Annotated in this window: 11 protein-coding genes; all 11 read left to right on the forward strand. The window is 69.5% G+C overall.

The features are described 5' to 3' along the window. The first annotated feature begins 112 nt into the window (after window positions 1-112). Genes ACWICD_RS03040 through ACWICD_RS03090 form a run of 11 tightly spaced genes read left to right on the forward strand, consistent with a single transcriptional unit; the run spans window position 113 to window position 11,576 of the window. On the forward strand, window positions 113-1,237 hold the full coding sequence (locus ACWICD_RS03040; protein WP_454139218.1) for an N-acetyl-gamma-glutamyl-phosphate reductase: 1,125 nt from the start codon (window positions 113-115) through the stop codon (window positions 1,235-1,237). Then, window positions 1,234-2,391 (forward strand): bifunctional glutamate N-acetyltransferase/amino-acid acetyltransferase ArgJ, encoded by a 1,158-nt coding sequence (gene argJ / locus ACWICD_RS03045; RefSeq protein ID WP_454139219.1) that lies wholly within the window; start codon window positions 1,234-1,236, stop codon window positions 2,389-2,391. The genes ACWICD_RS03040 and argJ overlap by 4 nt, the downstream gene beginning before the upstream one ends. Before the next feature lie 13 nt (window positions 2,392-2,404). Next, the gene (argB, locus tag ACWICD_RS03050) at window positions 2,405-3,304 is read left to right on the forward strand and encodes an acetylglutamate kinase (protein WP_376128187.1); all 900 of its coding nucleotides are present in this window, start codon (window positions 2,405-2,407) and stop codon (window positions 3,302-3,304) included. Further along, window positions 3,301-4,497 carry an acetylornithine transaminase gene (locus ACWICD_RS03055; protein WP_454139220.1) on the forward strand — a complete coding sequence of 399 codons (1,197 nt, stop codon included), beginning with the start codon at window positions 3,301-3,303 and terminating at the stop codon, window positions 4,495-4,497. The genes argB and ACWICD_RS03055 overlap by 4 nt, the downstream gene beginning before the upstream one ends. Beyond that, window positions 4,494-5,417 carry an ornithine carbamoyltransferase gene (argF, locus tag ACWICD_RS03060; RefSeq protein WP_376128183.1) on the forward strand — a complete coding sequence of 308 codons (924 nt, stop codon included), beginning with the start codon at window positions 4,494-4,496 and terminating at the stop codon, window positions 5,415-5,417. Before ACWICD_RS03055 ends, argF begins: the two co-directional genes overlap by 4 nt. A 13-nt stretch (window positions 5,418-5,430) precedes the next feature. Then, on the forward strand, window positions 5,431-6,540 hold the full coding sequence (locus tag ACWICD_RS03065) for a heparan-alpha-glucosaminide N-acetyltransferase domain-containing protein (RefSeq protein ID WP_454139221.1): 1,110 nt from the start codon (window positions 5,431-5,433) through the stop codon (window positions 6,538-6,540). A 9-nt stretch (window positions 6,541-6,549) separates the two neighbouring features. Further along, complete coding sequence (gene argH, locus ACWICD_RS03070) at window positions 6,550-7,995, forward strand: argininosuccinate lyase (protein WP_454139222.1); 1,446 nt, start codon at window positions 6,550-6,552, stop codon at window positions 7,993-7,995. Between the two features lie 60 nt (window positions 7,996-8,055). Then, a complete protein-coding gene (locus ACWICD_RS03075; protein WP_376128178.1) occupies window positions 8,056-8,703 on the forward strand; it encodes a SatD family protein in 648 nt (215 codons plus the stop codon). Further along, entirely contained in the window at window positions 8,700-9,410 is a 711-nt protein-coding gene (locus ACWICD_RS03080; RefSeq protein WP_454139223.1) for a hypothetical protein, read from the forward strand. The genes ACWICD_RS03075 and ACWICD_RS03080 overlap by 4 nt, the downstream gene beginning before the upstream one ends. 45 nt (window positions 9,411-9,455) lie before the next feature. After that, window positions 9,456-10,760, forward strand: coding sequence for a tyrosine--tRNA ligase (tyrS, locus tag ACWICD_RS03085; protein WP_376128174.1), 1,305 nt, complete (start codon window positions 9,456-9,458; stop codon window positions 10,758-10,760). Between the two features lie 3 nt (window positions 10,761-10,763). Then, window positions 10,764-11,576: a DUF4184 family protein gene (locus tag ACWICD_RS03090; protein ID WP_454139224.1), complete on the forward strand. Its 813-nt coding sequence runs from the start codon at window positions 10,764-10,766 to the stop codon at window positions 11,574-11,576. Window positions 11,577-11,976 lie beyond the last annotated feature (400 nt).

An 11,976-nucleotide genomic window follows, 5' to 3' on the forward strand; every position in this document is an offset into this window, starting at 1 on the left:
GCCGCCGACTCTAGGCGACCCCGCGATCCGCCGTGCGGCGGGCCCCGACGATGTCGTGGGACGCGGGCGTCGCCGCCACCGGCACCCGACCCCAGACTCTAAGGTGGAATCCATGACATATTCGGTCGCCGTCTCCGGCGCATCCGGCTATGCGGGCGGTGAGATCCTTCGGATCCTCGCCGCGCATCCCGACGTCGAGATCCGCACCGTGACCGCGCATTCGAACGCGGGACAGCCGCTCATCCAGCACCAGCCGCACCTGCGCTCGCTCGCGCATCTGACGCTGCGCGAGACGACGCCCGAGGTCCTCGCGGGGCACGACATCGTCTTCCTCGCCCTGCCGCACGGTCAGTCCGGCCAGTACACCGACGCCCTCGCCGAGACGGCGCTCGTGATCGACGCCGGCGCCGACCACCGGCTCGAATCCGTCACGGATTGGGACCACTTCTACGGCGGCGACTTCCACGAGCCGTGGGTGTACGGGGTGCCGGAGCTGCCGGTCGCCGGTACGAAGCAGCGCGACCGGCTCGTCGGTGCGACGCGGATCGCCGCTCCGGGCTGCAACGCCTCGACCGTCAGCCTGAGTCTTGCGCCCGGGGTGGCAGCGGGCGTCATCGACCCGTCCGACATCGTCACCGTGCTCGCGGTCGGACCCAGCGGCGCGGGCAAGAGCCTCAAGACGAACCTTCTGGCGAGCGAGATCCTCGGCACGGCCAATCCCTACGCCGTCGGCGGCACGCACCGGCACATCCCCGAGATCCGGCAAGCGCTCGCCGCGGCGCGGAGGGGCGACCCTTCGGCAAGCTCAGGGACCGGGGGCGCAAGCTCAGGGACCGGGGCAACACGCTCAGGGGCCGGGGCGGCTGACGAGGGGATCCGCGTCTCGTTCACGCCCGTCATCGTGCCGATGGCGCGCGGCATCCTCGCGACGTCGACGGCGCCGATCGTGCCGGGGACGTCGGACACCGAGATCCGCGACGCGTGGCAGGCGGCCTACGGCGACGAGGTCTTCGTGCAGGTTCTTCCCGAGGGGCAGTTCCCGCGCACCGCCGACGTCATCGGCGCCAACACCGCCCTCATGGGCCTCGCGATCGATCGGCCGGCGAACCGCGTCGTCGTCGTCACCGCCGTCGACAACCTCACCAAGGGCACGGCGGGTGCCGCCGTGCAGTCCATGAACATCGCGCTCGGGCTCGCCGAAGCCACGGCGCTGAGCGTGAACGGAGTCGCGCCGTGAGCGTCACGACACCCCGGGGTTTCGAAGCGGCCGGAGTCGCCGCCGGGCTCAAATCGACGGGCAAGCCCGATGTCGCGGTCGTCGTCAACCGCGGTCCGCTCAAGGTGGGCGCGGCGGTGTTCACGAGCAACCGCGCGAAGGCCAACCCCATCCTGTGGTCGGAGCGGGCCATCCAAGACGGTGTCGTCGAGGCGATCGTGCTCAACTCCGGCGGCGCGAACTGCTTCACGGGCGCGTTCGGGTTCCAGACGACGCACGAGACGGCCGAGAAGGCGGCGACGCTCCTCGGAGTGAGCGCGGGCGACATCCAGGTGTGCTCGACGGGGCTCATCGGCACGGGCGACGAGGTCTTCCGCGCGAAGGTGCTCGCCGGCACCGAGCAGGCGATCGCGGAACTCTCGGACGACGGCGGAGCCGCGGCATCCGAAGCCATCATGACGACCGACTCGCGCGCAAAGACGACCTCGGTCGCGGGTGACGGCTGGACCATCGGTGGGATCGCGAAGGGCGCCGGGATGCTGGCACCCGGCCTCGCGACGATGCTCGTGGTCCTCACGACCGACGCCGTCCTGACGGCCGCCGAGGCCGATGCCCACCTCCGGGCGGCGACGCGCGTGAGCTTCGACCGGCTCGACTCGGACGGCTGCATGTCCACGAACGACCAGGTCACCCTCATGGTGAGCGGGGCCTCCGGCGTGACGCCGGATCCGGATGCGTTCCGCCAGGCGCTCATCGACGTGTGCACCGACCTCGCCGTGCAGCTGCAGGGTGACGCCGAGGGCGCGGGGCACGACATCACGATCCAGGTCATCGGCGCGGCATCCGAAGACGACGCGGTCGAGGTGGGCCGCTCGGTCGCCCGCAACAATCTCTTCAAAGCGGCGGTCTTCGGCAACGACCCGAACTGGGGACGCGTGCTCGCCGCCATCGGCACGACCGCCGCGGCCTTCGATCCGTACGACGTGGACGTGTGGATGAACGGCGTGCGGGTGTGCACGCAAGGCGGACCCGACCGACCGCGCGACGACGTCGACCTGACGCCGCGCGCGACGGCCCTGCTGATCGACCTCAAGACGGGCGCTGCCGCGGCGACGATCTACACGAACGACCTCACGCACGACTACGTCCACGAGAACAGCGCGTACTCCTCATGAACAAGCAGGCCTCATGACCGACATCCAGGACACCGACCCCGCCGAGGCGAGCGTGAAGGCGGCGACGCTCATCGAGTCCCTGCCGTGGCTGCGCCGCTTCCGCGACCAGATCATCGTCATCAAGTACGGCGGCAACGCGATGGTCTCCGAGGAGCTGCAGGACGCCTTCGCCGCCGACATCGCCTACCTCCGGTACGTCGGGGTCAAGCCGGTCGTCGTGCACGGCGGAGGCCCGCAGATCTCGTCGATGCTCGATCGCCTCGAGATCCCGAGCGAGTTCAAGGGCGGATACCGCGTCACGAGCACGGAGGCCATCTCGGTCGTGCGCATGGTGCTGACCGGGCAGATCAATCCGCAGCTCGTGAGCAAGATCAACGCGCACGGCCCCGTCGCGACGGGATTGAGCGGTGAGGACGCGGGGCTGTTCGGCGGACGGCGCCGCGGCGTCGTGATCGAGGGGATCGAACACGACCTCGGCCGAGTCGGCGATGTCGTCCATGTCGACCCGCAGCAGGTGCTCGACCAGATCGCCGCGGGACGGATCCCCGTCGTCTCATCGATCGCGCCCGATCTCGACCAGGCCGGACACTCACTCAACGTGAACGCGGATGCGGCCGCATCCGCGCTCGCCGTTGCTCTGGGCGCCGCGAAGCTCGTCATCCTGACCGACGTCGCCGGCCTCTATGCCGACTGGCCGAACCGCGACTCGCTCGTCTCGCACATCACCTCGACCGCGCTGCGCGACATGCTGCCGCAGCTGGAATCAGGGATGATCCCGAAGATGAACGCGTGCCTCGAAGCGGTCGAGGGCGGCGTCGAGACCGCCGCGATCATCGACGGACGGGTGCCGCACTCGGTGCTCGTCGAGATCTTCACCAGCAAAGGAATCGGAACAGAGGTGGTCAGCGCATGACCTGGCAGGACGACGAAGGACGAGACCTCGTCCGCAGCTTCGCACCGCGGATGGCGATGCTCGTCCGCGGCGAGGGCTCGCACGTGTGGGACGCCGACGACCGCCGCTACCTGGACTTCCTCGCGGGCATCGCCGTCACCTCGCTCGGCCATGCGCACCCCGTCTTCGTCGACGCCGTCGCGTCGCAGGCGGCGACCCTCACGCACGTCTCGAACTTCTTCGCCACGCCGCCGCAGCTCGAGCTCGCCGCGCGGCTCAAGCGCCTCGCGGGCACGGGCGAGGCAGGCCGGGTGTACTTCGGCAACTCCGGTGCCGAGGCCAATGAGGCCGCCTTCAAGCTCGCCCGTTTGCACGGCGGCGCGGAGCGTCCGCGCATCCTGGCCCTCACCGACGCCTTCCACGGCCGCACGATGGGCACGCTCGCGCTGACGGGCAAGCCCGCGATGCAGGAGCCGTTCCTGCCGATGACGCCGGGCGTCGAGTTCATCGACTCGACCGTCGAAGCGCTCGAAGCGGCGATCGACGATCGGGTGGCTGCCCTGTTCATCGAACCGGTCAAGGGCGAAGCGGGCGTCGTCGAGCTTCCCGCCGGCTACCTCGAAGCGGCCCGTGAGCTCACCGCGCGGCACGGCGCGCTGCTCGTGATCGACGAGATCCAGACCGGCGCGGGGCGCACGGGGGAGTGGTTCGCCTTCCAGCGCGCCGGCATCGTGCCCGACGCGATCACGGTCGCCAAGGGCATCGGCGGCGGCTTCCCCATCGGCGCGCTCATCACGTTCGAGCCGGCGAGCGAGCTGTTCTACCCCGGCACGCACGGCACGACGTTCGGCGGCAACGCGCTCGGCACCGCTGCGGCCAACGCCGTGCTCGGCGAGATCGAGCGGGCGGACCTCCTCGCCAACGCCGCCGAGCGCGGCGCGCAGCTGAGGCGGATCATCGCGCGCATCGACTCATCGCTCGTGACCGGATGCCGCGGCCTCGGGCTGCTCATCGGCGTGAGCCTGCGGCATCCCGTCGCGAAGCAGGTCGTCGACGCCGCGCTGCTCCGCGGGCTCATCGTCAACGCCCCGAACGACTCCACCATCCGGCTCGTGCCGGCACTGAACATCGGCGACGTCGAGCTCGACGAGTTCGAGACGCTCTTCGCGGCAGCCCTGTCGGCCGTCGAGGCAGACCTGGAAGGAACCGCATGACCCGTCATCTGCTCCGCGACGACGATCTGACGCAGGCCGAGCAGAGCGAGATCCTCGATCTCGCCCTCGCTCTCAAGCAGGACCGCTGGGCCGACAAGAGCCTCGCGGGGCCGCAGACCGTCGCCGTCATCTTCGACAAGTCGTCGACGAGGACGCGGGTCTCCTTCGCGGTCGGCATCGCCGATCTGGGCGGATCGCCGCTCATCATCTCGACGGCCAACAGTCAGCTCGGCGGCAAGGAGACCCCCTCCGACACGGCGCGCGTCCTCGAACGCCAGGTCGCCGCGATCGTGTGGCGCACCTACGCGCAATCGGGTCTCGAGGAGATGGCGCGGGGCACGCGCGTGCCCGTCGTGAACGCACTCTCGGACGACTTCCACCCGTGCCAGCTGCTGGCTGACCTGCTGACGATCCGCGAGCACAAGGGCGAGCTGAAGGGGTTGACCCTCGCTTTCTTCGGGGACGGCAAGTCGAACATGGCGCACTCCTATGTTCTGGCGGGGGCGACGGCCGGAATGCACGTCCGCGTCGCATCGCCCGAAGAGTACGCTCCGCGCGACGACGTCGTCGCCGATGCCGACCGCCGTGCCGCCGAGACCGGGGGGTCGGTGACTCTGTATACCGATCCCAACGAGGCGGCCGCAGGTGCCGATGTCATCGTCACCGACACGTGGGTGTCGATGGGCAAAGAAGAAGAGAAGCTCGCGCGGCTGCGCGATCTCGGCGCCTACAAGGTGACCGAGGAGTTCATGCAGCTCGCCGATTCCGACGCCATCTTCATCCACTGCCTGCCGGCCGATCGCGGCTACGAAGTCGATTCCGAGGTCATCGACGGCCCGCAGAGCGTCGTCTGGGACGAGGCGGAGAACCGCCTGCACGCGCAGAAGGCCCTCCTGGTCTGGCTGCTCCGGCAGCCCTGATCCGCTCATGACGGTGAACCGGTCTTCGACGGCCTCCCGCGCGTGGCTCGCGTCGCGCTGGGAGCGGTTGAACGGCGCGGCGCGAGTCGCCGGCATCGACCTCGCTCGCGGCCTAGCCGTGATCGGCATGCTGACGGCCCACCTCATCGCCATCGACGTCGCGTTCGAGTGGCCCGAACCCGACTCGTGGATCGCCGTGGTCGACGGGCGCTCGTCGATCCTGTTCGCGACCCTCGCGGGCGTCTCGATCGGCCTCGTGACCGGGGGAGCGACGCCGCTGCGAGGATCGCCCATGATGATCGCGCGGCTGCGCCTCGCCGTGCGGGCGGGGCTGCTGTGGATCCTCGGCATCCTGCTCATCGAGACAGGTGTCCCCGTCTACGTCATCCTGCCGGCGTACGCGATCATGTTCCTGGTCGCGCTCGCCTTCGTGTCGTTCGGCGCCCGCACCCTGCTCGTGCTCGCGGGAGCGCTCGGCGTCATCATGCCGTTCGTGCAGGTCCTGCTCGACGGGCTGCCCGTGTGGTCGAGCGTTGCGGGCAACGACCTGTCGCTCGCCCTGGGCTGGCACTATCCCTTCACGGTCTGGATCGCCTTCGTCCTGGCGGGGCTCGGCGTCGCGCGAGCCGACATCCGCCGCGCGCGTGTCCAATTCCGGATGCTGCTGTGGGGGAGCGTGCTGTCGCTCTTCGGCTACGGTGTCGGGCGCGGGATCGAGGCGACCGAAGGAGCGCTGCGGGTCGACCCCCATTCGAGCGGACTGTTCGAGGTGATCGGGTCGGGCGGGTTCGCCATCGCGGTGATCGGCGGATGCCTGCTGCTGTGCCGCACGGCCGTGACCTGGGTCGTGCTGCCGCTGCGGGCGGTGGGGGCGATGCCGCTCACGGCCTACACGGCGCAGCTGGTCGCCTGGGCTGTCATCGCGACCGTGGTCCTCGGGCGCGCGGGGGATCTCGGCGGCTTCCGGGCGCTCGAGCCGTTCTGGCCCATGACGCTCATCCTCGTCGCCGCCTGCACGGTGTGGGCGCTGCTCATCGGGCGCGGTCCGCTCGAGTGGGTGCTCGACCGCGTCGCCCGGCTCGTCGTGCGCTCCGGCGGCGATCGCCCGCGGTCGCGCCGATAGGCTGTCGGAGTGAGCGACGACACCCCGACGACCGATGGCCACGGCACCAACGAGGGCGCACTGTGGGGGGCGCGATTCGCCTCGGGACCGGCCCCCGAGCTGGTCGTGCTGAGCCGCTCGACGCACTTCGACTGGGACCTCGCGCTGTACGACATCGCGGGATCGCACGCGCACGCGAAAGCGCTCGCCGCGGCAGGGTACCTCACCGTCGACGAAGAGCACGCGATGCACGTGGGCCTCGACGCACTGGCGCGCGGTGTCGCCGACGGCACCCTCGTCGCTGCCGAATCGGACGAAGACGTGCACGGCGCACTGGAGCAGGCGCTCATCGCCGAGCTGGGTCCCGAGCTCGGCGGCAAGCTGCGCGCCGGCCGCAGCCGCAACGACCAGATCGCGACGCTCGTGCGGATGTATCTGCTCGACCATGCGCGCACGATCGCGCGCGACATCCTGCGTGTCGTCGACGCGATCGTCGCGCAGGCAGAGGCCCATTCCGCGGCCATCATGCCGGGACGCACGCACCTGCAGCACGCGCAGCCGGTCCTGCTCGCCCACCACCTGCAGGCGCATGCCTGGCCGCTCGTGCGCGAGGTCGAGAGGCTGCGCGACTGGGCGGCCCGTGCCGCCGTCTCGCCGTACGGCGGAGGCGCCCTCGCAGGATCGACCCTCGGGCTCGATCCTCAGCTCGTCGCGACCGAACTCGGCCTCGATCGGCCCGCCGAGAACTCGATCGATGGAACGTCGGCCCGCGACGTCGTGGCGGAGTTCGCCTTCATCGCGGCGATGATCGGCGTCGATCTGTCGCGGTTCGCCGAAGAGATCATCCTGTGGAACACGCGGGAGTTCGGCTTCGTCACGCTCGACGACCGCTACTCGACCGGCTCCAGCATCATGCCCCAGAAGAAGAACCCCGACATCGCCGAGCTGGCGCGAGGCAAAGCCGGCCGGCTCATCGGCAACCTCTCCGGTCTCCTCGCCACGCTCAAGGCTCTTCCGCTGGCGTACAACCGCGACCTGCAGGAAGACAAGGAACCCGTGTTCGACTCGGTGCGCACGCTCGAGACGGTGCTGCCGGCGTTCGCGGGCATGGTCGCGACCATGCGGTTCGACACCGATCGCATGGCGGAGCTCGCACCGCAGGGCTTCTCACTCGCGACCGACGTCGCCGAGTGGCTCGTCAAGCGCGGAGTCCCCTTCCGCGACGCGCATGAGATCTCGGGTTCGCTCGTGCGCGCGTGCGAGACGCGGGGGATCGGACTCGAGGATGCCTCGGACGACCTTCTCGCCGAGGTGTCGGCGCATCTGAACCCCGACGTACGCAGCGTGCTCACGATCGAGGGCTCCGTCGCGAGCCGCGATGGGGTCGGCGGAACAGCGCCCGAGCGGGTCGCCGAGCAACGTGGACAGCTGGTCGAGCGCGTGCAGTCCGCAGCCCGCGTTCTCGGTCTGAACTGATCATCCAGATAAATAAGCCCTAGGCTTTTCATTTGCATAAATAAGCTATAGCCTGATCCTATGCAGATCGCTGTCATCGCCGACATCATCGGGTCGCGCCGACTTCCCGACCGCGACCATGCGCAGCGCGATCTCGACGACACGATCGCGGGCGTGCACGCCCACTTCCCTCTCGCGCTGGACCCCCTGCACCCGACTGTCGGTGATGAACAGCAGGCGACCTATCCGACGCTGGACGCCGCCCTCACCTCGCTCCTGCTGCTGCGGCTCGCGCTGCCCGAGGGCATCGAATGCCGCTTCGGCGTCGGGGTCGGCGATCTCGAGGTCGTGCGGACTGCCGCCGGCAGCATCCCCGAGGGTCCCGGCTGGTGGGCGGCGCGCGACGCGATCGAGATCGTCCACGGCCTGCAGAAGCGCACCGCGCCGAGCGCGCGCACGTGGGTCGCCGCCGCGGCAGGGCATGATGCCGCCATGGCACAGACCGTCCGGCTCGCGAACGCCTACGCGCTGTCGCGCGACCACGTCGTGGGCGCCATGAGCGCACGCGCCCGTCGCCTGACCTACGGCCGGTGTCGCGGTCAGACGCAGGCCGACCTCGCGCGGGCGGAGGGCATCAGCCAATCGGCCGTGTCACAGGCCCTCGCGACCGCCGGCGCCGGCTCGATCATCGAGGGGCTCGCGCAGCTCGCCCGCGAGGTGCGCACATGATCGCGGCCGGCCTCGCGCTCCTTGCGGTCGGCGTCGCCGACCTGATCCGCCAATTCCAGACCACGCGGCGCCGTTGGATCGCAATGGCGCTCGCCGCGGTGGTGGTCTTCCTCGTCGCGGTGCTCGTCGACGCCGCCGTCTGGGGTCTGGTCGCGCTCGCCGTCGCGGCGGCGTGGGTGCTCACGATGCCGGCTCGAGGCGGGGCCCGGGCCGGCCTGTGGCCCGTCGGTCTGTTCGGGGCCGCCTTGGCGGGGGCCGTCATCGTCGCCGGTCCGCGAGCGGCGACGACCGCTTTCGACACGCTGTGGGCGCTGCCGGCACCCGGCGAGAGCGTGCCTGTGGACCTGCTCGTGCTCGTTGTCGGCGCCGTGGCGTTCCTGCTCGAATCCAGCAACATCGTCGTGCGCACGGCTTTGCGCGCCGAGCACACGGCGGTCCCGGACGAGACCGAGGCCCCAGCGGCAGGCGGACTCAAAGGCGGGCGTCTCATCGGGCCGCTGGAGCGCGTGATCGTCTTCGCACTCATGCTCACGGGCGCGTACACCCTCATCGCCGCCGTCCTCGCGGCGAAGGGCATCGTCCGCTTCCCCGAGATCTCGCGCGACAGCACCGACGGCAACCGAGCCGAGTTCTTCCTCGTCGGCAGTCTCGTCAGCTGGGTGCTCGCCCTCGCCGCGGCGTTGCTCGTCTGGTGGGCGGCGCGCTGACGACCTCTGTCCGTGGCATCCGTCGCCGCTGATAGCCTGAAACGCGTGTCATCCAGCCTCGTGAGCGCGACCGCGCCTGCCAACGATCCGACGTTCGAGAACGTCTGGGACGAAATCGTCTGGCGCGGACTCGTGCATGTGTCCACCGATCAGGATGCGCTGCGCGCGCTGCTCTCGGGTGACCCGATCACGTATTACTGCGGCTTCGATCCGACCGCGCCGAGTCTTCACCTGGGCAATCTCGTCCAACTGCTTCTGCTGCGCCGACTGCAGCTGGCCGGCCACAAGCCGCTCGGACTGGTCGGCGGGTCCACGGGTCTCATCGGCGATCCGCGTCCGTCGGCCGAGCGCACTCTGAACACGCGCGAGACGATCGAGGAGTGGGTCACGCGTCTGCGCTCGCAGGTCGAGCGATTCCTCAGCTTCGACGGCGACAACGCGGCGCGCCTGGTCAACAACCTCGACTGGACCGCGCCGCTGAGCGCGATCGACTTCCTTCGCGAGGTCGGCAAGCACTACCGCGTCGGCACGATGCTCAAGAAGGATGCCGTCGCGGCCCGTCTGAACTCCGAGGCCGGCATCAGCTACACCGAGTTCAGCTACCAGATCCTGCAGGGCATGGACTACCTCGAGCTTCACCGCCAGTACGACTGCGTGCTGCAGACGGGGGGCAGCGACCAGTGGGGCAATCTCACCAGCGGCACGGATCTGATCCACCGCGTCGAGGGTGTGGCGGTGCACGCCATCGGCACGCCGCTGATCACCAACAGCGACGGCACCAAGTTCGGCAAGAGCGAAGGCAATGCGATCTGGCTGGATGCCACGATGTGCAGCCCGTACCGGATGTACCAGTTCTGGCTCAACACCGACGATGCCGACGTCGTCTCGCGACTCAAGGTGTTCACGTTCCTCACGCGCGACGAGATCGAGGAGTACGAGCGGCTCGTCGCCGCCGAACCGTTCCGCCGCGAGGCGCAGCGCCGGCTCGCCCGCGAGGTCACGACCTACGTGCACGGCGTCGAGGCGACGTCGGCCGTGATCGCGGCATCCGATGCGCTTTTCGGTCAGGGGGATCTGCACGCGCTCGACGCGGCGACGCTGCGCACGGCGCTCGATGAGCTGCCGAACACGAGCGTTCCCCGCGGGACCGCCGTGACCCAGGCGCTCGTCGAGACGGGACTCGTCGCAAGCCTGTCCGAAGCCCGCCGCGCCATCGCGCAGGGTGGTGTCTCGGTCGACGGCGTCAAGGTCGCGGGCGAGGATGCCGAAATCACGGGGGCGCTTCCCGGCGGGGTGTCTGTGCTGCGCCGCGGCAAGAAGACGCTGGCCGGCGTCTTCGTCGACGCCTGAGGAATGCCGTTCACCCCGAGCCACGCTGTCGTCGCGCTGCCGTTCGTGCGGACGCCGCTCGTGCCGGCGGCGATCGCGATCGGGGCGATGACCCCGGATCTGCCGCTGTTCGTCCGGGGACTGCCGTTGCACTACGGCCGCACGCATGACCTGACCTGGATCGCGGCGACCGCCCTGCTCGCTTTCGTCCTTCTGCTCGTCTGGCGCTGCCTGCTGCGGCCGGCGGTGCGCGAGCTGTCACCGCGCCGGCTCGCCGAGAGGCTTCCCGGCGAATGGGATGCCCCTGCGGCCGGCGCCCTGCGCGAGACCATCGGATACGCGAGATCGGGCGGCTTCTCGGGGCGCGCGCTCACGATGACGATCCTCTCGCTCGTGTTCGGCGTCGTGACCCACATCGTGTGGGACCTGTTCACCCACGAAGGGCGCTGGGGCGTGGACCTCGTCCCGATGCTCGACGAGCGGTGGGGTCCGCTGGCGGGGTATGCCTGGCTCCAGCACGGATCCAGCGTGCTCGGACTCGCGATCATCGGTGTCTGGATGCTCGTCTGGTTCGTTCGAGCGGATGCGGTCGCACCGGTCGTGCGCGTTCTCCCCGCGTGGGTGCGCGGAGCGTGGTGGCTCTCGCTGCCGGCGATCCTCATCGGCGGATGGTGCTGGGGGCTCGCGCAGTTCGGGCCGCTCGACGAGGACTTCACGGCGGCGCACCTGGCGTACCGCGTGCTTCCGCCCGCGTGCGCCGTGTGGGGTGCGGCCACTGTCGCGTTGGCGATCCTCGCCCAGGTACGGCGGTCAGCCTTGCGCCGTGTCGGCCGGTGATCGAGTGTGCCGGCGGAAAATCACGGAATCATGCGGCGACACGCCCGGGATGCGAGCAAGATTTGCCGTACCTCTGGGAGCCACGTAACTTAGTACTCGTTCGCCCCACAGGGAAGCGGAGAGGCCGAGAGCCTTACCCCCCTCAAGTGGAGAACCAGCCCCATTCTTATCCTCTTGAGGATCGCGACCTTCGGGTCTAGGATGGAGGATCCCACTCCTCGAAGCTTGCGAAGAGTGCTGACCGGAGACTCTGAAACAGTCACGGTGAGCCGATTTGACAAGCAGAGCGAGAGGGGTAAGATAGAGAAGTTGCCCTGCGGGCGGAGCTGAGAGGCCGAGTAGCAGGAGCATCCGATCCTTGAGAACTCAACAGCGTGCACTTGTCAAATGCCAAATTACC

Source organism: Microbacterium sp. NPDC055357, from assembly GCF_053644835.1.

Bases quoted from the DNA above. Each gene is read 5' to 3' on its own strand.
- ACWICD_RS03075 (WP_376128178.1), top strand. From the start codon at position 8,056: ATGCAGATCGCTGTCATCGCCGACATCATCGGGTCGCGCCGACTTCCC.
- argF (WP_376128183.1), top strand. From the start codon at position 4,494: ATGACCCGTCATCTGCTCCGCGACGACGATCTGACGCAGGCCGAGCAG.
- ACWICD_RS03040 (WP_454139218.1), top strand. From the start codon at position 113: ATGACATATTCGGTCGCCGTCTCCGGCGCATCCGGCTATGCGGGCGGT.
- argB (WP_376128187.1), top strand. From the start codon at position 2,405: ATGACCGACATCCAGGACACCGACCCCGCCGAGGCGAGCGTGAAGGCG.
- ACWICD_RS03090 (WP_454139224.1), top strand. From the start codon at position 10,764: ATGCCGTTCACCCCGAGCCACGCTGTCGTCGCGCTGCCGTTCGTGCGG.
- ACWICD_RS03055 (WP_454139220.1), top strand. From the start codon at position 3,301: ATGACCTGGCAGGACGACGAAGGACGAGACCTCGTCCGCAGCTTCGCA.
- ACWICD_RS03080 (WP_454139223.1), top strand. From the start codon at position 8,700: ATGATCGCGGCCGGCCTCGCGCTCCTTGCGGTCGGCGTCGCCGACCTG.